General features: G+C 74.7%; 18 protein-coding genes. 13 read left to right on the top strand and 5 right to left on the bottom strand.

What is annotated here, in order from left to right; genetic code table 11:
- The first annotated feature begins 129 nt into the window (after positions 1-129).
- On the top strand, positions 130-2,391 hold the full coding sequence (locus ACZ7MY_RS35805) for a protein kinase domain-containing protein (RefSeq protein WP_499608515.1): 2,262 nt from the start codon (positions 130-132) through the stop codon (positions 2,389-2,391).
- 188 nt (positions 2,392-2,579) lie between these two features.
- The gene (gene poxB / locus ACZ7MY_RS35800; RefSeq protein WP_499608514.1) at positions 2,580-4,319 is read left to right on the top strand and encodes a ubiquinone-dependent pyruvate dehydrogenase; all 1,740 of its coding nucleotides are present in this window, start codon (positions 2,580-2,582) and stop codon (positions 4,317-4,319) included.
- 45 nt (positions 4,320-4,364) lie between these two features.
- Here poxB and ACZ7MY_RS35795 read toward each other — a convergent pair whose 3' ends face one another.
- Together ACZ7MY_RS35795 and ACZ7MY_RS35790 are read right to left on the bottom strand one after the other, a co-directional pair.
- Positions 4,365-5,597 carry a CehA/McbA family metallohydrolase gene (locus ACZ7MY_RS35795; RefSeq protein WP_499608511.1) on the bottom strand — a complete coding sequence of 411 codons (1,233 nt, stop codon included), beginning with the start codon at positions 5,595-5,597 and terminating at the stop codon, positions 4,365-4,367.
- A gap of 85 nt (positions 5,598-5,682) precedes the next feature.
- Positions 5,683-6,561, bottom strand: a complete 879-nt coding sequence (locus ACZ7MY_RS35790; RefSeq protein ID WP_499608509.1) for a DMT family transporter — start codon at positions 6,559-6,561, stop codon at positions 5,683-5,685.
- 134 nt (positions 6,562-6,695) lie between these two features.
- On the opposite strand from ACZ7MY_RS35790, the gene ACZ7MY_RS35785 reads away from it, so the two are divergent.
- A complete protein-coding gene (locus ACZ7MY_RS35785; protein ID WP_499608507.1) occupies positions 6,696-7,136 on the top strand; it encodes a GNAT family N-acetyltransferase in 441 nt (146 codons plus the stop codon).
- A 56-nt stretch (positions 7,137-7,192) separates the two neighbouring features.
- Here ACZ7MY_RS35785 and ACZ7MY_RS35780 read toward each other — a convergent pair whose 3' ends face one another.
- Together ACZ7MY_RS35780 and ACZ7MY_RS35775 are read right to left on the bottom strand one after the other, a co-directional pair.
- Entirely contained in the window at positions 7,193-7,954 is a 762-nt protein-coding gene (locus ACZ7MY_RS35780) for an MBL fold metallo-hydrolase (RefSeq protein ID WP_499608505.1), read from the bottom strand.
- A 165-nt stretch (positions 7,955-8,119) separates the two neighbouring features.
- Complete coding sequence (locus ACZ7MY_RS35775; protein ID WP_018557881.1) at positions 8,120-8,323, bottom strand: cold-shock protein; 204 nt, start codon at positions 8,321-8,323, stop codon at positions 8,120-8,122.
- Between the two features lie 590 nt (positions 8,324-8,913).
- Between ACZ7MY_RS35775 and ACZ7MY_RS35770 the strand changes: the two genes are divergently transcribed.
- The 9 genes from ACZ7MY_RS35770 (at position 8,914) to ACZ7MY_RS35730 (ending at position 24,732) form a co-directional block, all read left to right on the top strand.
- On the top strand, positions 8,914-9,906 hold the full coding sequence (locus tag ACZ7MY_RS35770) for an AfsR/SARP family transcriptional regulator (RefSeq protein WP_499608503.1): 993 nt from the start codon (positions 8,914-8,916) through the stop codon (positions 9,904-9,906).
- Positions 9,907-10,165: 259 nt separating this feature from the next.
- The gene (locus ACZ7MY_RS35765; protein ID WP_499608501.1) at positions 10,166-12,262 is read left to right on the top strand and encodes a TOMM precursor leader peptide-binding protein; all 2,097 of its coding nucleotides are present in this window, start codon (positions 10,166-10,168) and stop codon (positions 12,260-12,262) included.
- Entirely contained in the window at positions 12,252-14,177 is a 1,926-nt protein-coding gene (locus ACZ7MY_RS35760) for a TOMM precursor leader peptide-binding protein (RefSeq protein ID WP_499608499.1), read from the top strand. Before ACZ7MY_RS35765 ends, ACZ7MY_RS35760 begins: the two co-directional genes overlap by 11 nt.
- A 51-nt stretch (positions 14,178-14,228) precedes the next feature.
- Positions 14,229-15,881, top strand: a complete 1,653-nt coding sequence (locus ACZ7MY_RS35755) for a SagB family peptide dehydrogenase (protein ID WP_499608498.1) — start codon at positions 14,229-14,231, stop codon at positions 15,879-15,881.
- 56 nt (positions 15,882-15,937) lie between these two features.
- On the top strand, positions 15,938-18,670 hold the full coding sequence (locus ACZ7MY_RS35750; RefSeq protein ID WP_499608547.1) for a lantibiotic dehydratase: 2,733 nt from the start codon (positions 15,938-15,940) through the stop codon (positions 18,668-18,670).
- Positions 18,667-19,758, top strand: coding sequence for a lantibiotic dehydratase C-terminal domain-containing protein (locus ACZ7MY_RS35745; protein ID WP_499608495.1), 1,092 nt, complete (start codon positions 18,667-18,669; stop codon positions 19,756-19,758). The genes ACZ7MY_RS35750 and ACZ7MY_RS35745 overlap by 4 nt, the downstream gene beginning before the upstream one ends.
- Before the next feature lie 1,370 nt (positions 19,759-21,128).
- Positions 21,129-22,043, top strand: coding sequence for an ABC transporter ATP-binding protein (locus ACZ7MY_RS35740; protein WP_499608544.1), 915 nt, complete (start codon positions 21,129-21,131; stop codon positions 22,041-22,043).
- A gap of 2 nt (positions 22,044-22,045) precedes the next feature.
- Entirely contained in the window at positions 22,046-22,807 is a 762-nt protein-coding gene (locus tag ACZ7MY_RS35735; protein WP_499608493.1) for an ABC transporter permease, read from the top strand.
- A complete protein-coding gene (locus ACZ7MY_RS35730; RefSeq protein ID WP_499608491.1) occupies positions 22,804-24,732 on the top strand; it encodes a TOMM precursor leader peptide-binding protein in 1,929 nt (642 codons plus the stop codon). The genes ACZ7MY_RS35735 and ACZ7MY_RS35730 overlap by 4 nt, the downstream gene beginning before the upstream one ends.
- A gap of 111 nt (positions 24,733-24,843) precedes the next feature.
- On the opposite strand, the gene ACZ7MY_RS35725 is transcribed toward ACZ7MY_RS35730, so the two are convergent.
- Complete coding sequence (locus tag ACZ7MY_RS35725; RefSeq protein ID WP_089228050.1) at positions 24,844-25,017, bottom strand: thiazolylpeptide-type bacteriocin; 174 nt, start codon at positions 25,015-25,017, stop codon at positions 24,844-24,846.
- A gap of 305 nt (positions 25,018-25,322) precedes the next feature.
- On the opposite strand from ACZ7MY_RS35725, the gene ACZ7MY_RS35720 reads away from it, so the two are divergent.
- The gene (locus ACZ7MY_RS35720; protein WP_499608542.1) at positions 25,323-26,657 is read left to right on the top strand and encodes an amidohydrolase; all 1,335 of its coding nucleotides are present in this window, start codon (positions 25,323-25,325) and stop codon (positions 26,655-26,657) included.
- Positions 26,658-26,817: the final 160 nt, after the last annotated feature.

Raw genomic sequence — 26,817 nt, 5'->3', positions numbered from 1 at the left:
GCGGCGCGACGGTGAAGGACCGGTGAGGAACGGCCCCGCCGCACCACGGGGGCCCGTGTCGCCCGGAGGGCACGGTCTACGATCAACGCTGCCGAGTGAAGACCGCTTACCTCCGGGGGACATGGGGCCGTGGACGACCGGGATCCGATACTCGCCGACCGCTACCGCCTGGTGCGCCCGCTGGGGCGCGGCGGCATGGGGGAGGTGTGGGAGGCACAGGACGTCAGCCTGCGGCGGCCGGTCGCCGTCAAGGTGATCTCGGTGCTCGCGGGCGGCGGCAGCCGCGCCGACGAGGCGCGCGCCCGGTTCCTGCGGGAGGCGCGGATCACCGCCGCGCTCCAGCACCCCCACATCGTGACCGTCCACGACCTCGGTGAGGCGGCCACCGAGGAGGGCACCACGCCGTTCCTCGTGATGGAACTGCTGCGGGGCGAGGGCCTGGACGCCGTCGTCCGGCGCGGGCCCGTCGGCGAGGAGGACGCGGCGCGGTGGGGGGCGCAGGTGTGCGACGCGCTGACCGAGGCGCACGGCGCCGGCGTCCTGCACCGCGACATCAAGCCCGCGAACCTGTTCATCACGGCCTCCGGCAGCCTGAAGGTGCTGGACTTCGGGATCGCCCGCGCCGCCGACCCCTCGGCCACCGGTGACCGGCTGACCCACACCGGGTTCATGGTGGGCACGGCCGCGTACATGGCCCCGGAGCAGGCCCGTGGGCGTCCCGAGCAGCGCAGCGACCTGTACTCCCTCGGCTGCGTGCTGTTCGAACTGCTCACCGGACGGCTGCCGTTCGACGCCCCGGACACCCTCGGCTACGTCACGGCCCACCTTCACGACCCGCCCCCCGTGCCGAGCAGTCTCATGTCCGGCGTCTCCGCTCCGTGGGACCGCCTGATCGGGCGGCTGCTGGCCAAGGACCCGGGCGAGCGACACGAGTCGGCCGCCGTGCTCGCCGACGAACTGCGGCGTCTGGGCGGTGCGCGGCAGGCCGTACCCGCCGCCCGCGGGCAGTACACCCCCACCGCCGTCGACCGGGAGGGGCACGCGGCGGGTCGTCCCGCGGCGGCGACCATGTCCCTGGCGCCCGCCGGGCCGGCGGCCGGCGGGCCCATGAGCCGGCGCACCCTCCTCCGGGGCGGCGCGGGCGTCGCCGCGGTCGCGGTCGCCGGAGGGGCGGCGGCGATGTACCTGACCGGCGACCCGAAGCGGGACCCGGTCGCCTGGTCGCAGCGGATCCCGAACGTCGACCTGATCAACTCCGACGGTCCCGACGTCGTCCTGGCCGACGGGCGGTGCCATGTGGCCGCGGGCCACTACTGGAAGGACACGGCCGCGCTCCACACCTTCGACCTCGCCACCGGCAGGCCTTTGTGGAACGTGTCCCTCGAGTCCGCCTGGGCCCGGGAGGCGCGCTTCACGGTCGTCGGCGGCACTCTGCTGGCCCTGACCGGCGACCCCGCCGGCAAGGGCGGACGCGTGGACGCCTTCGACGCCGCCACCGGCGAGCGCCGGTGGGGGAGGTCGGTGACCCACGGCGCCATGGGACTGGATGTGCACCGCCCCAGCGGCCTGCTGATCAGCGGTGAGAACGGTTACGTGACCGGAACCGATCCGCGCACCGGCGAGGAGCGCTGGTCGACCGACGTGTTCTCCCCGTACACCGCCACCTGGATCCTGGCCGGTGACCTGATCCTGTGCAGCCGCGGGATCGCCCTGTCCGGCAGGACCGGCGAGAAGGTGTGGGCACGCCAGGACTTCGAGCCGCAGGGCGACTCGGCGCGGCCCCTGGGGAAGGGCCTGCTCTGCTACGAGGCCGGCGGGACGGACCCGGTCGACCTCGTCTGCCGCACGGCGGATTCGGGAGAGGTGATGTGGCGCAGCCCGTTCCAGAAGACGAAGCCGGAGGCCTACGTCGTCGGGGCCTACCAGTCGCTCGACGAGCTGGTGTCGGGCACCACGGTGTTCCTCCCGCTGGCCGCCGGCTCCCGCCGGGAGCCCACCGCGCTGAACGGGCTCACCGGCGAGCCCGCCTGGACCTGGGGCGGCACGTACCGGGCGGCCGGTCTGGAGGAGCGGGCGACCAGGAGCGTCGCGGGCGGGTTCGTCCTGCCCACGGGATCGGGATCGTTGTGCCTGGCCGCCGAGGACGGCGCGGAACGGTGGCACGCCGATCCGCGGCGGGTGCAGACCACCGGCGCGTACGCCCTGCTCTCCGGGACGGGGCGGGCACGGGTCTTCCAGCGCTGGAGCAGCGTACGGGTCGTCGAGGTGGAGCACGGCCGCACGCTCTGGTCAGGGCAGTTCGACAGCGCCGGCGTCCCCGCGCCCGCCGCGAGCGGCGACTTCGTCGCGGTCCTCGACGGCGGCGGCACGCTGTGGGCGATCCGCGTGTGACCCTGCCGAGGCGCGGTGCGTCCGGCGTCGGGCGTCCGGCGTCAGGCCGGTCCACCAGGGTCCTACCGGGGCCGCGGTGACGCACCGCGCGCCGTGTCGCTTGCCCCGGACGGAGCGGGATGTCACAAAATGTCCGGGGTGCCGCGGGCACCGCAGGCGTTCCGACGACGAGCCGCCAGGGAGTCCTCTTGGGTACCACCGTCGCAGATGTCATGGTCGCGGCCCTCGCGGCCTCCGGCGTACGGCGGGTGTACGGCCTGCCGGGGGACTCGCTCAACGGCTTCACCGACGCGCTGCGGCGCAACGGGGCCGTCTCGTGGGTCCACGTACGGCACGAGGAGACCGCCGCCTTCGCCGCGGCGGGCGAGGCCGCGGTCACCGGGCGGCTCGCGGTGGCGGCGGGCAGCTGCGGGCCGGGCAACCTCCACCTCATCAACGGGCTGTTCGACGCCCAGCGCAGCCGCGTGCCGGTGCTGGCGGTGGCCGCGCACATCCCGCGGGCCGAGATCGGCGGCGAGTACTTCCAGGAGACGCACCCGCAGGAGCTGTTCCGCGAGTGCAGCGTCTACCGCGAGATGGCGAGCCTGCCGGAGCAGGTCCCCCGGCTGCTGCGGATCGCGATGCGCTCGGCGCTGGAGCGCAGGGGCGTCGCGGTGCTGGTCGTCCCGGGCGAGCTGTTCCTGGCCGACGTCGACCTGCCCGTGCCGCCCCGGCCGGTCGTCGCGGCGTCCTCGCACGTACGGCCCGGCGACGCGGACCTGGCGCGCGCCGCGGAGGTCCTCAACCGGGCGGAACGGGTGACCGTCCTCGGCGGCGCGGGCTGCCACGACGCGCACGACGAGGCGGTGGCGCTGGCCGACGCGCTGAAGGCGCCGATGGTGCACGCCCTGCGCGGCAAGGAGTTCCTGGAGCACGACAACCCCTACGACGTGGGGCTGACCGGCCTGATCGGCTACAGCTCCGGCTACCGGGCGATGGAGCACTGCGACGCCCTGCTGATGCTGGGCACCGACTTCCCCTACCGCCAGTTCTACCCGGGTCCCGACGTGCCGGTCGTCCAGGTCGACGTACGCGGTGAGCACATCGGGCGGCGCACCGATGTCGACGTCCCGCTGGTCGGCACCGTCAAGGACACCGCCGCCGCGCTGCTCCCGCTGCTGCGGCCGCGCACCGACCGGTCGTTCGCCGACCGGATGACCGGGCACTACCGCAAGGTGCGCGGCCGTCTCGACCACCTCGCGGCCGCCGGGCCGTCGCACTCCCCCATGCACCCGCAGCACGTTGCCGCCGCCGTCGACAAGCTCGCCACCGAGGACGCCGTCTTCACGGCCGACGTCGGCACCCCCACCGTGTGGGCGGCGCGCTACCTGACGATGAACGGCCGCAGGCGGCTGATCGGTTCGTTCAACCACGGCACGATGGCCAACGCGCTGCCGCACGCCATCGGCGTCCAGGCCGCCCATCCGGGGCGGCAGGTCGTGGCACTGTGCGGGGACGGCGGCCTGAGCATGCTGATGGGCGAGCTGCTGACGCTGCGCCGGCTGGACCTGCCGGTCAAGATCGTGGTCTTCAACAACACCGCGCTGTCCTTCGTCGAGCTGGAGATGAAGGCCGCGGGCATCGTCAACTTCGGCACCGACCTGGGCGAGGCGGACTACGCCGAGGTCGCGCGTGCGGCGGGGCTGTTCGGCGCCAGGGCCGAACGGCCGGGGCAGCTGGAGGAGGTGCTCCCGGCCGCGCTCGAGCACGACGGCCCGGCCCTGGTCGACGCCCGCACCGCACGCCACGAGCTGTCGCTCCCGCCGAAGATCACCTACGGCCAGATCAAGGGGTTCACGCTCTTCGCGACGCGGACGATCCTCTCCGGCCGGGCGGACGAGATCGTGGAGCTGGCGAGGACCAACCTGCGGGACCTCGGCTTCGACTGAACGCCGCGCCCGCCGCGCCGGGGGCACGGCGGGCGCGGTGCGCCGTCAGGGCTGCAGCCACCAGGGGCTGGAGTAGGCGACGCCCAGGTCGTTGCAGGGGTGTCCGGACGGCCCCGGCTGCCCGTTGGGCTGCGAGGGGTCGGAGACGCGCAGCACCACCCAGGCGCCGTCCTCGACGTCGAGCGGCACGGTGAACTCGGCCAGGCTGCCGGACGTGGCCGGGACGACCTCGACCACGGTCGGCGCGTCGGAACCGGGGCGGAGCACCTGGATGTTCAGGGGCTTGCCCAGCCAGTCGGGACCGCGGTCGAGGTCCACGGCGAAGCGGACGTCGCCCGCGGCGAGCGGCAGGACACCGCCCATCTGGACGCCGTCCGCGGTGGCGTCCAGCCGCAGCCCGGAGAAGCGGGTGGCGAAGAAGCGGCGGGCGCGCATGGCCTCCAGCACGCCGGCCCGGGTGTTCTCGGTGACCCAGAGCCCGGCGCGGCCGACGCCCTCGACCTTGCCCCACTCGGTTCCGTGGTGATCGCTCACTCCGGTGATCCCGGTGCGCCACCCGGCGTTGAGGACGGCGTTGAGGTGCGAGGACTTGCGGTCCGACCAGCCGTCGAAGAGGTAGTCGTCGCCGCGGTTGAACATCTCGACGCTGACCATCTTGTCGCGCACGGCGGCCGAGTAGGCGAAGTCGTTGAAGCGCCCGATCTCGCGGCCGGGGTGGTTGAAGCCCGCCACGGCGTCACGGCCGGCGATCCAGTTGTAGAGGGAGCCCATCGAACTGGCACCGCCCAGGTCGACGTACTGGTCGGTGAACCACACGTTGGCGTGGCCGAGGAGCGGGTGCGACCACTCGAAGCCGCGGATCGCGGTGTAGGCGCCGGGGACGTTCGCGGCGTCGGCGAGCTGCCGGGTGCGGTCCCACTCGCCCTTGGAGAGGCCGTTGATCGACAGGAGGGTGGTGTGGTCGGTGAGCGCCGCCACGTCGAGCCCGGCGTCCCGCATGGAGGCGAACGCGAGGGCGGGGTCGCCGTCTCCGTCCGACATCAGGGTGTGGTTGTGCAGGTCGGCGTGGACGAGTCCGGTGCCCTGGGTGACGAGCGAGGCGCGGGACGCCCCGGCCCGGTTGGTGGCGGGGGTGTCCGCGGCGGTACGGGTGCCCGCGGCGAGGGCGGTGCCGGGCAGGGAGGCCGCGATCAGCAGGCCGCCCGCACCAGCGAGGAGGGAACGTCGGCTGGGTCCGTGCGCGTGCGTGTGCGCCGTGTCGGCGTGGTGTCCGCTCATGGCGGCCAGTACATCCGGTTGACAGGAGCATGGCCGGAATCGCGGGTTCCCGGCGGGTGAACGCCACGCGCCCGACCGGTGCCGCTCAGCGGGGCGCGTCCGGCGCCACCAACGTCCGCACCAACGGGACCCGGACCAGGACGAACGCCCCCGCCACGACCAGGAGCGCACCCACCAGCATCGGCGCCCGCCACCAGCCGCCGCGCAGGTGCTCCTCGAACACCGTCACACCCAGCGTGAGGCTCAGGGCCGCGTCCCCCAGCGTCAGCGCGGGCTGGGAGGCCACCAGGGGCCCGGACTGCATGGCGTTCTGCAGGAGGAAGACGGCCGCGACCCCGACGAGGGCGAAGCCGTACGTCTGCCACGCGGTGAAGAAGGCGGCCGGCCCCTCGCTGTCCCACGTCTGCGTGGCGTCCTTGAGCAGCCCGGCGGTGAGCGCGTAGCAGACGGCCGCCGAGAGCCCGAAGCAGGCGGCGCGCACCCGGCCCGCGGGACGCCGTACGGCGGTGCCGACCAGCACCAGGACGGCGGCTGCACAACTGGGCAGCGCCAGGGCCCACATACCGGTGTGCGGCCGGTCCACCCCGCCGCTGGGCGCCGCGGCCCACAGCCCCACACCCAGCCCCACCACCGTGGCGGCGACCGCGGCCCAGCCCCGCGGCGGAAGCCGGCGGCGCAGCACCAGACCGCCGATGAACAGGGCGAAGGGCAACTCCAGCACGAACAGCGGCTGGACGAGCGAGAGCGCGCCGTTCAGCAGCGCCAGGGCCTGGAACGCGGCGGCCGCGACCACCGCGCCGAACCCGGCCAGCCAGACGGGCTTGCGCAGCAGTTCGCCGAGGAGCGCCGGACGCAGGCCCACCGCGAGCGGCACCGTGCGGGCGGCGTAGCGCTGGAGCACGGTGGCCAGGGCGTTGCTGACCGCCGCGAGCAGCGCGAACAGCACGGCAAGGGTGGTCTGCACCAGGCCTCTCCTCCGGATCCCGGCCCACGCTAACCGCTGCCCGCCCCCGCCGGGCCGCACGACGCGTCGGCGCCGCGGCCGGGCTCCGGCAAATGCGGTTGACGCCCCTCGCCGTGCACCGGTTTCCTGCTGCGATGTCGACCCTTCGCATCGAACGGCCCCACGGCGACGCCATGCTCGAGGACTGGCGGTTCGTCCACAACACGATCATCCCCACCGGCCCGCTCTCCCTCGACGACGTACGGGAGCGCTCGCGGCGCCACCACCTGGAGGTCGCGTACCTCGATGACGCCGTCGTGGGCTGCACCACCGTGCGGCCGCCCGCCGGCGAGGACGCCACGGCCACGGTCATCGCCCGCGTGCTGCCCGGCCACCGGCAACGGGGCTTCGGCACCCGGCTCTACACCCGGGGCCTGGACCGGGCGCGCGAGATGGGCGCGGCGGCGGTGGAGACCGTCGTCCTGGCGTCCAACACCGCCGGGTTGCGCTTCGCCGAGGCCCGGGGCTTCGTCGAGGTCGAACGCTATGTGCTGCCCGGCGACACCATCGCCTACGTCACCCTGCGCCTGCCGTGAACCCCGCCCGACCTGCGCCCTGCCCGCCCTGAACCCCGCCCGCCCCGGCCGGCGCCTCAGGAGTGCTCCGCGGGCGCGCTGCGGCGCAGGTAGCGTTCCGCCACCTCGCGCAGCCGGTCACGGCCGAAGCTGCGCCCGTGGCCGGGGTGGACGACGGAGACGTCGAGCCCGGCGAGGAACGCCGCGGTGCGCCGGTAGGACGGCACGTCGGACTCGGGCAGGTCGTCGATGAGATGGCCGTCATAGACGGCGTCGCCGGAGAACAGCACCCCGGTGCGCTCCTCCAGCAGGCCGACGGAGCCGGGCGTGTGGCCGGGCAGGTGGACGACGGTGAGGACGCGGTCGCCGAGGTCGATCCGGTCGTCCCCGCTCATGGTGCGGGTGAGCGTCACCGGGCCGATTCCGTAGCCGCCGGGGTCGTACCCGGGGCCGGGCAAGGCGTCCAGGAGCAGGTCCGGGAAGGAGTCGCCCACCTCCTCGGCGCCCAGCCGCTCGGCGAGTTCGGGCCCGTACAGACTGGCCGGCACCCCGCACGCCAGGGCCGCGGCGTCCGCGGTGTGGGCGGCACGGTCGGTGAACTCGTGGGCCCCGCCGACGTGGTCGAGGTGCGCGTGGGTGAGGAGCAGCAGCGGGTCGCGCGCGAGGACGTCCGGGATGTCCCGGCGCAGCGGCACCACCCCGAGCCCGGCGTCGACGACGAGGTCGCGCTCGGAGCCGCGCAGCCACCACACGTTGGCCTTCACGATCTGGTGGACGTGGGGCTCGCTGATCCGGACGAGGCCGTCCTCGACGTCGCGTTGCTCGTACCAGTGCGTCATACCGGCCCAGTGTCCTCGCCCCTGGCGCGGGCCCGACGGCGGGCCCCGCGGGAAGGGGACGGGGCGGGGAAGGGCGGGGCCGGACACGGAGACGGGGTGGCCGGGCCTCCCCGGCAGCGGTGAGAGCGCTGCCGGCGACGACCCGGCCACCCCGGTCGCGGACCGTCAGTTGCGGATGATGTTCTCCGCCTGCGGGCCCTTCTGCCCCTGGGTGACGTCGAACGTCACGGCCTCACCCTCGACCAGTTCGCGGTAGCCGTTGCCGGCGATGTTCGAGTAGTGCGCGAACACATCGGGGCCACCTCCGTCCTGTGCGATGAAGCCGAAGCCCTTTTCCGAGTTGAACCACTTCACGACGCCTGTCGCCACCGCGTCCATCCTTCACGTGCCAGCTGAAGAGCCACGCCGACTGCGTGACCCGCGGTCGCCTCCTGCCGGAGACGGCCACGGAGCCCTCTTTACCCGATGCAGGGCGTTTTTACGCCGGGTCCTCGCATCTGTACGTCCCCTGCCGCAACGGACCGCCTCGCGGCGGGCTCCCGGCGGGCTCCCCGGGGCGCCGCCGGCCGGAAGGGCGGCGGGCGGACGGCGGCGGAGCGGCGACACGAATGCGCCGCGCTCTCCGGCGCCGCTCCGCACCGACTTCCGCACATTCGTGGAGCAATGCCCGAAGTCGGCCGGAGGAGCCCGCCGGACTTTTTCGCGACTATGGGTCGACACGCGTAGATGTTTTAGGTTAAATGGTGCATAGGCTGCCGCGGCAATCCCTCGGGAAAGCCTTGCGGCCCCCTTGTGACGAGTTCGTGTGCGTGATACGTTCCCGGCGTCAGCGGGGAGTGTGGGCGGAAATGCATAAAAGGCAATCTGTCGACCGTGTCGAAGAAGCGTCCGATGATCTCGGACCGAACGCGTTATTAGGTTCGGACGAATTCAGTCCGAAGTTCCTCATGCTCGGACCGGTGAGGATAGCGGACGACGGCAACGTCATAGCGCTCCAGCCGTCCAAGCCCGCCAATCTCCTCGCGGCACTTCTTTTGCACCCCAATTCCACGGTGTCCGCGGAATTCCTGCAGCGGGTGGTCTGGGGTGACGAGCGCCCCGTCAGCGCGAGGTCGGCCCTGCACACCTGCGTGCAGCGGCTGCGCCAGCTGTTCGCCAAGTACGGCATCGCCGGCACCCTCATCGAGGCGGTCCCCGGGGGCTACCGGATCGGCGCCGACGCCGGCTCGCTCGACCTCATCGCCTTCCGCGACCTGCTGCGCGCCGCCGACGGCACGTCCGACCCGGAGCGCGAGCTGCGCGTCCTGCGGACCGCGCTGGCCCTGTGGCAGGGCCCGCTGCTGGCCAACATCCACTCCGACATCCTGCAGCGCGAGGTCGTGCCCCGGCTGACCGAGGAGCGGCTGCGCGCCATGGAGCGGGTCTTCGACCTGGAACTCGCTTTGGGGCGCTGCCGCCAGGTGCTGTCCGAGCTGTGGCCGGTGGCCCGCTCCCACCCGGCGCACGAGCCCTTCTGGGCGCAGCTCGTCGAGGCACTGCACCGCACCGGGCGGCGCGCCGAGGCGCTGTGCGAGTACCGGGTGGTGAAGGAGTACCTGCGCACCGAGCTCGGCGTCGACCCGGGGCCGGCCCTGCAGCGCCTGGAGCTGGCGGTGCTGCGCGGCGACGACCTGTCGGCCGGACCTCCCGGACGTCACCGCCCGCATTCCGGCGCCAATGGTCGAGACCATTACGGAGGCCGTTCCGATATCGCCCGGGCGGCGCCCGCGAACGGAAAGCCTTTGCTGTCCCGAGGCGCCGCGCAGGTGCTCGAAACACTCCTCGGGGCCGGCCTCCTGGAGGAGGGCCCGGACGGCCACTACCGAATGCACGACTCGCTCCGGATTCTCGCCCGCGGGGCGATGGAATTACGGACGGAGGCGTCCGGTCCCGATATGTCCGCAACCCCCTGAACGCCGCTCCCCGGCGGTCGGGATGTTACCGCCGGTATCCGTTGTCCGCTGACCGCGCCCGAATGGGAGTAATGACGGCATGACCGCTGCGTACGAGGAAGTCGCGCATTCGTATCCCCGTATCCGCCGTGACGTCCTTTTCACCGGGACTCCGGACGGTGTCGTATTCCATAATGCTCACGGCGGATTCAATCTGCGGGGCAGATCGGCCTACCGGTTCGCGACGCTGGTCGTTCCCCACCTGAACGGGACGAACCGGGTGGAGCAGATCTGCGCGGGCCTGGGCGAGCAGCAGCGGGCCATGGTCGGCGAGCTGGTGGGCGCCCTGTACGGAAGGGGCTTCGCCCGCGACGTCGTCCCCGGCAGCGACGGCCTCGACGAGCTGGCCCCCGAGGTGGCGGAGCGCTTCGCGGCGCAGGTCGACTACATCGACCACTACGTGGGTGAGGCCGGGAGCCGCTTCCGGCGCTTCCGCGACACCCGTGTGGCGGTCCTGGGCGACGACCCGGTGGCGCGGTGGTGCGCGCTGAGCCTGGTCCGCAACGGCTGCGCGGCGCTCGCGCTCCCGGCCGCCGGCGGTCCCGGTGCCGACCCCTTCGCGGAGGCGTTGCGCGAGGTGGCGGGACTGGAGGGCGACGGTTGTCCCGTCGAGGTCGTCCGCCGGGACGTGACCGGCGACGACGGCTGGGACGACCTCGCCGGCTACGACGTGGTCCTGACCACCGGGGCCCCGGGCGCCGCCCTGCGGCTGCTCGAGGCCGGGATCCCCGAGGACGTACGGCTGCTGCCCGCCTGGACCTTCGGCGACCAGGCGGTGGTCGGCCCGGTGATGACGGCCGGGACCTCCGGCTGCTGGTCCTGCGCCGCGCTGCGCCTGGGCTCCAACGGCGCGCCCGGCGCGGCCGCGGACCTGTGGAGCGCGGTCCGGCTGGACGACCCCGGGCAGGCCGAACAGGGCCGGATCTCGGGACCGCCGGCGGCCATGCTCGGCAACCTGCTGGCGTACGAGGTGTTCCGGCTGGTCACCGGTGTGCTCACCCCGGAGACCGAGGGCCGCCTGGTGCTGCAGGACCTCGACTCCCTCGACGTGGTCACCGAACCGCTGCTGCCGCACCCGCGCTGCCCCTTCTGCCGGGAGGACAAGGAGCCCGCCGCCGGGGCCGCCCTCACCGCCGCCGACCTGACGGACGGCCGGGAGGCGCAGGACAGTAAGGACGGCCGGCACGTGGCCGAGGCCGGGCCCCGGGAGGTGGCCCCCGAGGCCGACGCGGACGAGGCCCTGGCCGCGCTCGACGCCCGCGCGGTGCTGACGCACGCGCGGACCGGGGTGTTCGCCGCGTTCGGCGACGACGCGTGGGAGCAGACCCCGCTCAAGGCCGGGACCGTCCGGCTGGCCGTGGGGCACGACGGCCCCCGGGAGATCACGGCGTTCGACGTCCACCACGTGGCGGGCGCGCGGCTGCGGGCGCTGTACCGCGCCGCGGAGGTGTACGCCGAGCACGTCGTCCCGCAGCGGGGGGTCGTGGCGGGGGCGGCGCTGGAGGTGGCCCGCGAGAAGTGGCCGCTGCTGGCCCCTGCCGCCCTGGACATCGCCTCAGGAACCGGCGCGACCGCCGACTCGGTGCGCGCCTGGGTCCCCGCGGCGTCGCTCGGCGAGGCCCGTACCGCCCTGGTGCCGGCGGCGGCCGTGCGGACCTTCGGCAACCACAACCACGACCGCCTCTTCGTGGCGACCTCCGCCGGGACGGCCGCGGGACCCTCGCCGTCGCGGGCGGCCGTGCGCGCCCTGTACTCCGCTGCCGCCTTCCACACGCTGACCGCGGCGCTGCGCTCCGCCTGCCCCGTGACGCCGGCGCCCGCGCGGTGGGCCGCCGACGACCCGGAGGTGGTCTTCCTCCGGCGCTCGGCGGTGAACCTCGGGCTGGAGGCCGAACTGCTGGAGCTGGGCGGCCCCGACGGGCTCGCCCCGGTGGTGTTCGCCCGCGCCCGGGACCCGCGCACCGGGCGCGCCCTGTGGGCCGCCGAGGCGGCCCCGACCCGCCGCGAGGCCGCGGTCGGCGCGCTGCGCGACCTCCTCGGCCAGGTGCAGCTCGGCCGGGACGACGCGCTCACCGCGCCCCTCGACACCGGCGACCCCTTCCTGGGCGACCTCGACCCCATGACCGTCGCCGTCACCGGGGAGGCGGGGGAGGCCGGGGACGCGACCCCGGCCGCCGACGGCGCCGAAGTGCTGCGCCGGGCGCGGGAACGCGGCCTCGACGCCCTCGTCGTGGCCACCGGTTCCGCCGACCTCCGCTCGGCCGGCGTCCACGTCGCCCGGGTCCTGCTCACGCACGGGGCCGTGGATGCCCTCTGACGTGAGCGTGCGGACGCCCGCCGCCGACGTCGTCGTGGCGGGGCTGCTCGCCGACGGCCTGCGCCGGCACCCGCGCGCCGGCGCGCCGCCGCGGGTCACGCTGCTCGGCTTCCGGGACGAGCAGCGGGTCCCCCCGGGCGACACGCCCCCCTCCCCCGCGCCCGTGCACCTGTACGGTCACCACGCCCTGGTGGGGCCGGTCTCCGGCGCGGACGGGGAGCCGGCGTGCACCCGCTGCCTGGCCCGGCGGTGGCAGGCCGTACGGCCCGGCATCCTCCGTGACGCCCTCGAACTCGGCTCCGCCACCCGGCCGGCGGGGACCTGGCCGTTCACCACCGCGTTCGCCATGGACGCCGTCGCCGCGCTCCTCGCCGCCGCGGAGGCCGCCCGGGGAACGGGCGCGGAGGGCCGCCATCCCGTCGTCCACCTCCTGGACCTGGAGAGCCTGGAGGTGAACCGGGCCGTGGTCGTCCCCGACGCCGAGTGCCCGGACTGCGACCGCCGCGTCCCCGACTCCGCCGAGGGCGCCACCATCACGCCCCGCAGCGTGCCCAAGGCGGATCCCGCGGGCTTCCGCGGCCGGCCGATCGAGGCGTACGACCTGCCGCTGGAGGCCTTCGTCAACCCGGTGACGGGGATGCTGGGGCCGTCGGTGGCCCCGGACCTGACGTCGGCGTCGACCGCCTCCACCGTCGGCGCCTTCACCCTGCGCTCGGGTGCGTACCTGCGGGAGTCCTACTGGGGCGGCCACACCGGCAGTTACGCCCGCAGCGTGCGGGTCGGGGTGCTGGAGGGCATGGAGCGGCTGGCCGGGATGCGGGCCCGCGGCAAGCGGACCACCGTCGTGGCCCCGCTGACCGCGCTCGGCGACGACGCGCTCGACCCGCGCACCTGCGGGGTCTACTCGGACGCCTTCTACCGGGCCCAGGACGTCGTGCGGCCGTTCGCCCCCGACCGGCCCCTCCCGTGGGTGTGGGGCTACTCGCTGCGCGAGCGGCGCCCGGTGCTGGTCCCCGAGGTGCTGGCGTACTACCACGCGCCCGGCGGCCTGGAGAACCGCTTCGTGCAGGAGAGCTCCAACGGCTGTGCCTCCGGCGGCAGCCTGGAGGAGGCCGTGCTCTTCGGGCTGATGGAGGCCGTCGAGCGGGACGCGTTCCTGATCGCCTGGTACGCCGGGCTGCCGCTGCGGGAGATCGACCCGGCGACCAGCGGACGCGCCGCGACCCGGCACATGGTCGAACGGCTGGCGATGTACGGCTACCGCGCCCGGTTCTTCGACACGCGGATCACCTTCCCCGTCCCCGTCGTCACCGCCGTCGCGCAGCGCGTCGACGGGGGCACCGGTGCGCTCTGCTTCGGCGCCGGGGCCGCGTGGGACCCCGAGGCGGCCCTCGCCGCGGGCCTGTCGGAGATCGCCACCGACGCCGTCAAGCTGCGCCGCCGCACCGAGCGGGACCACGACCGGCTGGCGGCGATGGCGGCGGACTTCGGCGCGGTCCGGGTGCTCCACGACCATCCGCTGCTGTACGGGCTGCCCGAGATGGCCCGGCACGCCGCCTTCCTGCTGGACCGCGGGGACGAGGAACCGTTCGCCGGGCCACTCGCAGTAGCCGACCTGCGGACCGGCCGCCCGCCCGCCGCGGACCTGCGCGAGGACCTGGAGGCGGCCGTCTCCGCCGTCACCGACCGCGGGTTCGACGTCGTCGTGGTGGACCAGACGATGCCCGAACAGCGCGACGCCGGCCTGCACACGGCGTCCGTCCTCGTACCCGGGCTGGTCCCCATCGACTTCGGCTGGTACCGCCAGCGCGCCCTGCACATGCCCCGGTTGCGCACGGCCCCGCGCGAGGCCGGGTTCACCGGCCACGACCTGCGGACCGAGGAGCTGAACCTCGCCCCGCACCCCTTCCCCTGAACCGCCGCCCGTGCACAGCGGCACGACGGCCGCAGACAGAGAGGACCGGACATGGGGCACACCCATGAGTACGCGACCGCGGTGATGCGGCGCGGCAGGGTCGCGATGGAGCCCGCCGACTTCGTACCCGACTGGGTGGACCGGCCCAGGAAGGAGAAGTACTACCCGGGCGCCGAGCGCTTCCCGCTGCCCGACGGGGACTTCCCCGACGACGCGGGCGTCGGCCGGGGCCTCGCCGGGCCGCACGGCGACGCGCCGTTCACGCTTCCGCTGCTGGGCGGAATGCTGCGCGACTCGTACGGGCTGGTCGGCCGCCGCCTGGCCGTCCAGGCCAACACCGACCTGGGCACGCTGCCGATGTACACCCAGGCCAACTGGTCGCGCGGCACGGCCTCCGGCGGCGGCCTGTACCCGGTGGGCGTGCACTGGGTCAGCGGTGCCTCCGGCCCGATGACCCCCGGCGTGTACCACTACGCGCCCTCGCACCACGCCGTGCAGCGGCTGCTGACCGGCGACGTGTCGGCGGAGGTCCGCGCCGCGGTCGGGGACGCCCGGCTGCACCGGGACACCGACCAGTTCCTCGTCCTCGGCGTGAAGTTCTGGCAGAACTCCTTCAAGTACAACAGCTTCAGCTACCACGTGGTGACCATGGACACCGGGGCGCTGCTGCAGACCTGGCGGACGTGGGCGCAGGCCCGCGGGCTGCGGATCGACCCGGTGCTGTGGTTCGACGAACCGCGCCTGGGCCGCCTGCTGGGGGCGGAGGCGGACGAGGAGGGCGTGTTCGCGGTCGTGCCGCTGCGCTGGGCCGGGACCGTCCGCTCCGTGTCGGGCGGGGCGGCCACCTCGGGGGTCCAGCGCACCGAGCAGGAGCGGTCGCGCCGCGTGCTCGCCTTCGAGACCGTGCGGCAGGTGCACCACGCCACGCTCGACGGCGCGTCGGCCCGTCCTGCGCCGGACGCGCTGGAGGACGCGGCGGCCCCCGCCCTGCCACCCGGCGGACCGCGGCAGCCGCTGCCGCCCGCCGCGCCCCTGGAGCTGAGCGTGCGTCGCGCGCTGCGGGAACGGCGCAGCAGCTTCGGCCGGTTCACCGGCATCCGGCCGCTGTCGGCGGAGCACCTGGCCGCCGCGCTGAAGGCGGCGGAGGCGGGCGCGGCGCTGGCCACCGACGTCACCCCGAACGGCAGCCCGCGGCTGGCGTCGCTGTACGTCTTCGTCAACCACGTCGAGGGCGTCGCGCAGGGCGTGTACGCCTACGACGGCGGGGCGGGCGAACTGCGGCTGCTGAAGAAGGGCTCGCCGGGCGCCTTCCTGCAGGCCCACTACTTCCTCAACAACTACAACCTGGAGCAGGCCGCCGCGGTGATCGTGCCGGCCGTCCGCACCCACGCCGTCCTCGACGCCGCCGGGGACCGGGGCTACCGGCTCGTCAGCGCGGCGGTCGGCGCCGCCGCGCAGGCCGTCTACACCGCCGCCGCGGCCTCGGGGACCGCGTGCGGCGTGGCGCTCGGCTTCGACAGCGTCGCCTTCGCCGAGGAACTCGGGCTCGCCGGCACCGGGGAACTCCCGCTGCTGCTGATGCTCGTCGGGCACGAGCGGCCGCGCCCCGCCGACTTCCGCTACGACCTCGTGCCGTCCCCGGAGGACGGCGGCACGCGCGGCGGCGGGGCGGACCGGGACGTGCGGGAGGGCGAGGCCCGGTGAGCACCTCACTCGAACGGCCCGTCACCGGTCGGGCGACCGCGCTGTCCCCGCGCTTCATGCTGCGGCTGGCCGGACTGCCCGTCGAGGCCGCGCAGCGGCTGCGCAGCGCGGACGCCCGCCGGTGGGCGGACGACGTCCTGGACGAGGAGGGCCGGCTCGCCGAGGCCGGCGCCCGGCTGAGCGACCCGCTGGCCGCGCTGGTGGCGGACAACGCCGACGACGCGATGCGCCGCGAAGTGCTGCGGCTGCGCCGCGCCGTCTTCAACAACCGCCTGCCGCAGGACGTGCCGGGCGCCCTCGCGCTCGCCGCCGGGCTGGACGGACCGACCGGCGCGGAGCTGCTGTCCTGGCTGCGCGACCGGCACGCGTGGGAGGAGCGGCGCGCCCGCGGCCGGGCGGTGCTGGAGGCCGCGTTCGGCGAGGGACGCGCGGCGCTGCGCGAACTCGCCGCCGGGGAGCAGCTGCGGACGGGCCTGCTGCTGGCCTCGCCCACCCTGGACGGTCAGCTCGACGCCTACGTCCGGGGCGACGCGGCGGCGGCCGGCAAGCGGGGCCGGAAGATCGAGCGGTCGCTGCTGGCGTACCTGTACCGCACCGCCTGCAAGACCAGCCCGTTCAGCACCTTCACGGGCGTCGCCGTCGGCGAGTTCCGCGCGGACGGCGCACCCGGCGGGGGCCTCCACGTCGCCGAACGCTGGAGCGGGCACGCCCGGCTGAACGTGGTGGTGCTGCGGCGGCTCGCCGACGCGATCGCCGCCGACCCCGAGCGCCGCGGCGACCTGCTGGTCTCCCTGGCGTCGGGCTGGGAAATGGACGACGAGCGGGTGCGCTTCGTGCGGCGCTCGGTGACCGCGGGCGACGATTCCGCCGCCGTCAGCTTCGACGCGGCCCGCGACCGGCTGTTCTTCCTGCGCCGCAGCGGCGCCCTGGAGGGGCTGCTGGCCCTGCTGCGCGAGCGGCCGCGGCTGCGCCACCGGGACCTGGTGGCCTGGCTGTGCCGGGAACGCGGCGCCACCACGGAGGAGGCCGGACGCTATCTGTCGGCGCTGCTGCAGCTCGGCATGGTGCAGCTCAACTCCCTCCACCCGGACGTCCACAGCCCCGACCCGCTGCGGGACTTCCAGGCGGCGCTGCGCGAGGTCGGCCGGCCGTGGGCCGCGGCGCTCGCCGCGCGGCTGGAGGGGACGGCCGCCGGTGTCGCCGCCTACCCGGCCGCGCCGCTCGGCCGGCGGCGCGAGCTGCTCGGCGGGCTGCGGCGGGAACTGCCCGCTGTCGTGGAGTCGCTGGGCGCCTCCGGGACGACGCTGCCGCAGACCCTGCTGTACGAGGACGCGCGCGCCGCGGACGGTCCGGTCACCGCCGACCTGCGCCGGTGGACGGAACTGGCCGAGGGGCCGCTCCGCTCGCTGTCCCGTGTGCTGCCGGCCTTCGACGTCTCCCTGGCGCAGCGGCTGACCTTCAAGGGCTTCTTCCTGGCCCGCTACGGCCGGGGCGGGCGCTGCGACGACCTGCTGAGGCTCGTCCACGACTTCCACGAGGACCTGTTCGAGCAGTACCTGCTCTTCACGTCCCAGCGCCCTCCGCACGACGGCCGGAAGGGCCACCAGCCGGAGGAGAACTGGCTGGGCCTGCCCCAGATCACCGCGCTGGACCGGGCCCGCGCCGCCTTCGTGGCGGGCATGCGGGAGGCGTGGCGGGACCTGGGCGCGGACCCGGGCGCGAACCCGGACACGGCCCCGGGCGCCGCCGAACTGCACGTCGGCGACGGCCTCGTCGACGCGGTCGCCGCCGAACTCGCCCCGATCCCGGCCGGTTTCGCCCCGCAGAGCCACTTCCTGCAGCTCGCCGACCGGGCCGAGGACCCCCTGGTCGTCCTCAACGGCTCCTACGGCGGCCTGTGCTTCCCCTTCACGCGCTTCACCCACTGCTTCGACACCGTCGCGGACTCCCCCGGTCTGTCGGAGCGCCTGCTCGCCACCCTGCGGGCCACCCAGCCGCGGGGCGCGGTCTTCGCCGAGATCACCGCGGGTTCGGCGACCACCAACCTCAACCTGCACGGTCGGCTGACGGACTATCAGATCCTCTGTCCCGGGGAAACCGGGTCGGCGCCGCCGGAGGCCCGCATCCACCTCGACGACCTCTTCGTCGAGCACGACACGGGCGAGGACCGGCTGGTCGTGCGCTCGCGAAGGCTCGGCAAGGAGGTGATCCCGCTCTACCTGGGCTATCTGGTGCCGATGGTGCTCCCCGAGATCCCGCGCACCCTGCTGCTGCTCTCCCCGACCTCCAAGACGGCGCTCGACGTGTGGACCGGCGTCCCCGAGGCGCCCGCCGTCGACGGGGTGACGACCCGGCCGAGGGTCCGGCACGGCTCCGTGGTGCTCGGCCGCCGCCGCTGGACGGCCGACGCGACGGCGCTGCCGCGGCGCGCCGCCGGGGAGGACGACGCCGACTGGTTCCTGCGCTGGCGGCGCTGGCGGCGCAGGCACGGCGTGCCCGCCCGGGCCTTCGCGACGGTGCTGCCGGGGGCCGGGGCGCCGGCGGGCTGGGCGGGCGGTTCCAAGCCGCACTACGTCGACTTCGACGCCCCGTTGTCCCTGCTGGCCCTGGAGGGCCTGGTGAAGGACCCGGCGGGGCGTGTCGTCCTGGAGGAGATGCTGCCGGCCGAGGACGACCTGCACGTCACCTCCGGTCGCGGGCGGCACGTCGCGGAGCTCGCCGTGGAGCTGTTCCCCACCGGCCCGGCACATCCCGTACCCGACGAGGAAGGACATGGTGAGCGGGCATGACCTCACCCGCCCTGACCGGCACCGGCGGTCCCGGGGGCGCCGGCGCGCCCGGTGACTGGCAGGCCCTGCACGTCTTCTACGCGGCGAGCCCGCGGCCGCTGCTCCTGGACTGCGTCAGGCCGCTGGTCGACGAACTGACCGACGACGGGCTGCTCTCCGGCTGGTTCTTCATCAACTACTGGCTGCAGGGCCCGCACGTCCGGCTGCGCCTGAGGGCCTCCTCCGCGGCCGCCGAGGCGGAGGTCCGGGACCGCGCGCTGGCCGCGGTGCAGCGCTTCCTCACCACGCGCCCGGCGCTGTACGAGGTCAAGGCCGGTTTCCTGGCCGACCTGTACAACACCCTGTTCGAGCTGGAGTACCCGCAGGAGCAACGTGGGAAGCTGCTCGGCCCGGACGGCCGGATGCTGCTCCGGGACAACAACTCGGTGAGCCTCGAACCGTACGAGCCGGAGTACGGCAAGTACGGCGGCCCGGCCGGCGTCGCGCTCGCGGAGTGGCACTTCCAGCGCTCCAGCGACCTGGTGCTCGAGGCGCTGCGCACGATGAACCTGCACGTCCGCACCGTGCTGCTGGGGACGGCGGCACAGCTGATGATGGTGATGTCCGCGTCCTTCCTCGACGACGACGAAGAACTGGCGCATTTCCTGGAGCGCTACCACGCCTTCTGGGACGGTGCCTTCTCCGAGACCGAGTTCACCGCCCGCAAGGGCTACGACCGGGCCTACGCGGAGATGGGCGCGGAGCTCGGGCGTCGTTTCGCCTCGGTCAGGGCCGCGATCGCGCGCGGCGCCGAGGAGGAACTGCCGGCGTTCCTGCGGGGCTGGGCGGTGCACTGCCGCGAGCTGGCGGGGCGGGTGCGCGGGCTGGCGGCCGACGGGCGGCTGGTGTTCCGGCGCTGGAGCGGGGGCGAGGAGTTCGGCGTCGCCGACGAGCGCCACGCGCTGGCGATGCTGATGTCGCCGTACATGCACATGACCAACAACCGGCTCTCGGTGACCATCCGGGACGAGGCGTTCCTCGCCTACGTGCTCGCCCGCACCCTGCGCGAGGGCGGAGGCCCCGCCGCGGCACCGAAAGGGACCGGATGAGAACCCCCGGCATGCTGGAGGCGCGGCCGCGCCGGCGCCCCGACCTGCTGGTCGGCCCCGCGGTGCTGCGCGGGGCCGCGGAGCTGCGCCCGGTCAAGGAGCCGGCCGGCGGCCGCCGTTACGAGCTGCGGGCCAAGGAGTTCTTCGTCCTGGACCACCTGGACGGGGAACGGACGCTCGCCGAGGTCGGCGACGCGTACGCCCGGCGCTTCGGCGCGCGTCTCGGCGAGGCCCAGTGGCGGCAGTTGCTCGGCCTGCTGTACGGGCGCGGTCTGCTGGCCGGCGCAGAGGGCCCCGCGCCGGTGGGGACGCCGGGGGCGGCCGGGCCGGGACCCGAGGGCGCCCTGGCCGGCCGGTCCACGGTGCTGAGCGGGCACGTCCGCATGGTCGCCGACGCCGCTGCGTTGATCGAGCGCCTGCACCGGCGCACCGCCTTCGCCCGGACGCCGTTCTTCCTGGGCACGGTGGTTCTGCTGGTGTGCGCGATGATGATCCATCTGGCCGCGGAGTTCGGCACACTGGTCCACGACATGAATCAACTGGCCCGCACCCCAGTGCTGTTGATGGCCGTGGGCGTCGGGCTCTGGGTCAGCATGGCCCTCCACGAGCTGGCACACGGCCTGGTGGGCCGCGCCTTCGGCGGCACCGTCACGGAGATCGGGCTGCGCTGGCGGCTGCCGGTGACCTACATGTACTGCCTGGTGCAGGACGTGCCGTTCTTCGCGCGGCGCCGCCACCAGATGGCGACGGCGGTCGCCGGCCCGGCCATGAACCTCGCCCTCCTCCTCCCGCTGTGGCCGCTGTGGGTGTGGGCGCCGCCCGGGGCGCCGCACTCGGCCCTCGGCGGCGCGCTGCTGACGGGCCTGGTCTTCGCGCTGGCCAACCTCCTTCCGCTGCCCCCGCTGGACGGCTACAAGCTGCTCGGGTACGGCCTGGGCGTGGAGCGGCTCGCCGCGGGCAGCCGCGACTACCTGCGCGCCGCCGTCGCGGGCCGGTGGGGCCGCGGCCCCGGCACCGCCGGCTACCCGCCGCGGGCGCGTGCCGTCTACACGGCGTACGGGCTGCTGGCCGGTGCCCTGACCACGGGGGCCGCCGCGCTGCTCCTGCTCCTGGCCGGCCGGGCGCTGGCCGACCGCTACGGCGCCGTGGGCGGCTGGGCCCCGGCGCTGCTCCTCCTGGCCGCCGTCGTGCTGTGGCGGCTGGGCCTGGCCGCGCGCGCCAGGCGCCTCCAGCACACACCGCCGGACGGGGACGAGGGCGCGCGGGAGTCCGCGCGGCCACCCGGTACCGCGCCCGCCGTCACCGCGCACCTGCCGCGGGAGACGGCCGGCGACGACCATCACCCAGCAAGGGAACCAAGGGAACAAGTGATGACGCCAGTGGAACCGGCCGCCGAGGCCGTGGTGATCGACGACGTGCGCAAGAGCTACGGCGACCTGAAGGCCGTGGACGGGGTGTCGCTCACCGTGCGCCGCGGGGAGTTCTTCGGCATCCTCGGGCCGAACGGCGCCGGGAAGACCACGCTCATCGAGATGGTCGAGGGGCTGCGGCGCGCCGACGGCGGGAGCGTGTCCGTGCTCGGTTCGTCCCCGTGGCCGCGCAACACTGAACTGCTGCGGCGGCTCGGCGTCCAGACCCAGGCCTCGGCGTTCTTCACCCGGCTCTCCGCGCTGGAGCACCTGCGGACCGTCGCCACCCTCTACGGCCTCGGCCCCGAGGCCGCCGACCGCGCGCTTTCGGAGGTGGGACTGGGCGAGCAGGGCGGCACACGCGTCGACGACCTGTCCGGCGGACAGCGCCAGCGTCTGGCGATCGCCACCGCGCTCGTCCACGAGCCCGAGTTGATCATGCTGGACGAGCCCACGGCCGCCCTCGACCCGGAGGCCAGGCGCTCGCTGTGGAGCCTGCTGCGGGGCCTGAAGGGCCAGGGGCGCACCATCGTGCACACCACGCACCACCTCGACGAGGCCGAGGCCCTCTGCGACCGGGTGGCGATCATGTCCCACGGCAGGGTGATCGCCCTGGACACGCCCGCCAACCTGGTGCGTTCCCTCAAGGCGCCGACCCGCGTGCTGGTGCCCGCCGACCGCATCACCGTCGAACGCGCCCTGGCCATCGACGGCGTGGACCGCGCGGAGGTGGACAACGGCGAGGTCGTCATGGAGACCCGGGTGGCCGGCCAGGTGATCGTCGCCGTGAACGAGATCGCCGGGCCCGACGCGGTGCAGACCCGCACCGCGACCCTGGAGGACGCCTACCTCGCCCTGACCGGATCGGAGCACTGACCGTGAGCGCGTACACCGCACTGACCCGGGCCAACTACCGTGCCGCGGTCCGGGACAAGACGACCGTCTTCTTCACCTTCGCCTTCCCCCTGCTCTTCCTGATCGTCTTCGGCCTGATCTTCCAGGGCCAGACCGTCAAGGACGACGGCCCCCCGTACATCAACTACATCGCCCCCGGCGTGCTGTCCTGGGGCGTCGGCAACGCGGCCATGTTCGGGGTGGCCTTCACCCTGATGCACTGGCGCCGCGACGACATCCTGCGGCTCATCTGGCGTACGCCCGCCTCGCTGACGTCCGTGCTCGCCTCCCGCTACGCCATAGCCGTCGCGGTGGGGCTGGTGCAGGCCGCGCTGTTCATCGGCGTGGCCCTGCTGCCGGGCTTCGGGCTGCGGCTCGCGTCCGGGTGGCCGCTGGTGATCCCGGTGCTGGTGCTCGGCATCACCACGTTCATGGCGCTGGGCCTGGTCGTGGGCAGCCTCGCCGACACGCCGGAGGCGGTCGCGGCGATCGCCAACTGCATCATGGTGCCGATGGCGTTCCTGTCCGGGTCGTTCTTCCCGGCCGACCTGATGCCGCCCTGGGTGCGCGACCTGTCGCTGGCGCTGCCGCTGCGCTACTTCAACGACGGCGTCCTCGGCGTGCTGTCCGAGACCCACCACGGGAGCGCGGCCGACTACGCCCTCTCCTGCGCCGGACTCGTCGGCTTCGCGGTGCTCTTCGCGCTGCTCGCCGCGAAGACCTTCCGCTGGAGCAACCGCGGATGACCACCGAACTCGCCCCCACGACGGCGCCCCCCGCGGCGCTGATGGACACCGCGGCCCGCGCGCTGCGCGAGGCCCTGGCCGAACGGCATCCCGCGGCGCCGCCAAAGGTGGTGCCGCTCGGCACCGCCGACACCCTCGCCCCCGGACGCGACCCCCACCGCGCCGGGCGCCCGGCCGCCCGGATCCACCTCACCTGGGACGCGGTGCTCGTCGGCCCCTGGGCCGGCACCGACCCCGCCGAGCGGGCGTGCGGCCAGTGCCTGGCCATGCGCTGGCAGCGGCTGCGCACCCGTTCGGAGCGCGAGGCCTGGGAGACCGGCACGCGGACGCTGGCGGCGGGCGAGTGGCCCGCCCTGCCCGGCTACGTCGTCGACGCCGTCTCGGCCCTCTACGAACGCGCCCTGGCCGCGGGCCCGTCCGGACCGCTGCCCCGCGTCACCCGGCTGGACCTGGCGACCCTCCAGGTCAGCTCGGTGCCCCTGCTGGGCGAGCCCCTGTGCCCGCACTGCGTCCCGGAGGGCCAGGACGGCGGGGAGGCCGCGGAGACGGTGACGGCGCCGCCGCCCCGGCCCAAGCCGTCCCCGGAGGCGTACCGGCTGCGCTCCCCGCGCTCGTACGGGCTGCCCGCCGACGCGCTGGCCAACCCGGTGTGCGGCGTTCTCGGCGCCACCACCTGGACGGACGTCAAGTCGCCCACGACCGCCCCGGTCGCCGGGAGCGTCTTCATGCGCGGCTACGCGGGCCTGACCGACGTCACGTGGAGCGGCCAGGCCAACTCCTTCCGGGCCAGCCGTGACCTGGCCTTCCTGGAGGGCCTGGAGCGGTACGCGGGCACCCACCGGCGGCGCCTCGGGCCGCTGCTGACGGAGGCGTACGACGTGCTCGGCGACCGGGCGCTCGACCCGCGCGAGTGCGGGCTGTACGCGCCGGAGACGTACCGCGACGACCCGATGCTGAGCCCGTTCGCGCCGGACCGTCCCATCCCGTGGGTGCGGGGGTGGTCGCTGCGCGACGAACGGCCGGTCCTCGTCCCGGCCCGGCTCGTCCACTACAGCGCGGGCCTGGCGGCGGACAACTTCGTCTTCGAGTGCTCCAACGGCTGCGCCATCGGCAGCTGCTGGGAGGAGGCGGTGCTGTTCGGCCTGCTGGAGCTGATCGAGCGGGACTCCTTCCTGCTCGGCTGGTACGGCAACGCGGCGCTCACGGAGATCGACCTGGCCTCCTGCACCCGCGGGGCCACCCGGGCCATGGTCGACCGGGCCGCCCTGCAGGGCTACGACGTGCACGTCTTCGACAACCGGGTGGACCTGACGGTGCCGGTCGCCACCGGGCTCGCGGTGCGCCGCGACGGCGGCCCGGGCACCCTGGCCTTCGCCGCGGGCGCGGCCTTCGACCCGGAGACCGCCGTGGAGTCGGCGGTGTCCGAGATCCTCACCTACATCCCCCACCTGCCGGGCCAGGTCGGCGAGCGCCCGGAGGAACTGGCCGCCATGGCTCGGGACTTCGGGCTCGTGCGGCGGCTGCCCGACCACGCCGCGCTCTTCGGGCTGCCCGAGATGGCCGAGCACGCCGCCTCCTACCTGCGGCCGGCCGCCGTACGCCCGCTGGGCGAGCTGTACGCGGACTGGGAGCGGCGGTTGCCGCGCACCGGGGACCTCCTCGACGACGTCCGGCTGTGCCGGGACGTCCTGACCGGGGCCGGCTTCGACGTGATCGCCGTCGACCAGACGACACCGGAGCAGGAGCGCCTGGGTCTGCGGACCGTGGCCACCCTGGTGCCCGGGCTGCTGCCGATCGACTTCGGCTGGACGCGGCAGCGCGCCCTGCACATGCCCCGGCTGCGCACGGCGTTCCGGCGGGGCGGGCTGCGGAGCACGGATCTCGGGGAGGACGAACTGCGGCGCGTGCCGCACCCGTTCCCCTGAACCGAGGGCCGCTCGCCGTGTCACCGCCCCGGCCGGGGCGGTGACACGGCGAAGCCCCCCGCGCGGCGGCGCGAGCCGCGGCGCGGGGGGCGATGACCCGGATCCGGAGGATCAGGCGGTGCAGCTGGTGGTGCTGGTGGTGCTGGAGCAGGTGCTGGTGCTCGAGCAGCTGGTGGACGAGCCCAGCATGACCTCGCTCGCGTCCGAGTAGTCGGTGATCTCGAAGGTCTCGGACTCCAGCTCGAGGATCTCCTGGGCGAGCGACTCCAGCGAGTTCTGCGGCATCGTGTCTCCTCCTGAGGGAACGGGCCGGTCGGCCCATGGGTGAACGCGACGACAAGGGCGCGGCTCCGGGCGCCGGTTGCGGACAACCGCACACCCGTGCGCCGTACCCGGGTTCCTTTCTAAGGGGTGCCGCTGGCAGATCCGTGCGCGTCCCGCTGTCACCCCGCTGTCAGCCCCCGGCGCAGCCGCCGCCGGCCCCGGCACCCCATCGACAGGAGGCAGTCGTGAGCCCTTCCGCGAACGGCGCGGAGAACGGCACGAAGAACGACACGGAGGACGGCGCGTACGGCCCGGTCCTCGACGGACTGCGGGCCGTGCTGCGGCCCACCGTCGCCGACTACCTCGACCTGCACCGGCATCCCGAGCTCTCCGGCGCCGAGGAGCGCACCGCCGCGCGGCACGCCGAACGCCTGCGGGGCGCGGGGCTCGACGTCACCACCGGCGTCGGCGGCCACGGCGTGGTCGGCGTGCTCCGCAACGGCCCCGGCCCCGTGGTGATGCTGCGCGCCGAACTCGACGCGCTGCCGGTCCGGGAGGCCACCGGCCTGCCCTACGCCAGCGAGGCCGTCGCCCTCGACGCCGAAGGCCGCGCGGTGCCCGTCATGCACGCGTGCGGGCACGATCTGCACCTGGCGTGCCTCGGTGGCACGGCGGCGCTGCTGGCGGCCGCCACCGGCCACTGGTCGGGCACCTTGGTGACGGTGGGCCAGCCGGCGGAGGAGACCCTCGGCGGGGCCCGCGCCATGCTGGAGGACGGCCTGTACACCCGCTTCCCGGTCCCCGACGTCGTCCTGGCCCAGCACACCGCCCCGCTGCCGGCCGGGATGGTCGCCCACGCGCACGGTCCGGTGCTGGCGGGCAGCCGGCTGCTGGAGGTCGTCGTGCACGGCTCGGGCGGTCACGCGGCAAGCCCCCACCTGGCGGTGGACCCCGTGGTGGCCGCGGCCGCGATCGTGCTGCGGCTGCAGACCGTGGTGTCGCGGGAGACGAGCCCGGCCGAGCAGGTGGTGCTGACGGTCGGTTCGCTTCACGCCGGCACGCGGGGCAACGTCGTGCCCGAGACGGCGACCCTGGAGGTCTCGGTGCGCGCGTTCGGCGAGGAGGCGCTGGAACGGGTGACGGCGGCCGTGCACCGCATCGTGACCGCCGAGTGCGCCGCCTCCGGCTGCCCGCGCGAACCCTCCGTCCGGGTCCTCGCACGGTCGCATCCGACGCTCGCGGACCCCGGCACGGCCGCCGCCGTGCGGCGGGCGCACGAGCGGGCCCTCGGCGCGGAGCGGGTGGCGGTCTGGCCCGCGTCCACGGCCACCGAGGACTTCCCGCTGTACGGCGCGGCGGGGGCGGCGCTGCACGGTGTGGGCGAGGTACGCACCGCCTACTGGATGCTGGGGTGTGTCGGCCCGGAGCAGTGGGCGCGGACCCCGGGTGCGGGCGCCGCGGCCAAGATGGCGGCGCTGCCGCCGAACCACTCCCCCGCGTTCCGTCCCGATCCCCGGCTCGCCGTCCCGGCGGGCGTCACCGCGCTGACGGCGGCCGCCCTGGCCCAGCTGGCGGGCGCGGCTCAGGTGACGGACCAAGGGCCCCCCACCGGGGCGGAATTGGCCGCTCCACCCGTTCCCGCGCCCCGTCAGGCGCCGTGAGCGGCTGTGTGCTCTGCGCAACGATCTCGTCAAAAGATCTTGACTTGGCGGCGCGCCGGGCCGTGAATAGGACGGCGCGCTGCCCGTCCCCGGGAGGAACAGCCGTCTCCGGGGAATGAGGAAGGTGCGATGCCACAACGGGGTGGAGGTACGGATTGAA

The organism is Streptomyces sp. NPDC111520 (assembly GCF_055635295.1).
Note: the sequence above shows the minus strand (reverse complement) of the source record. Positions and strands in the feature narration are given on the sequence as shown.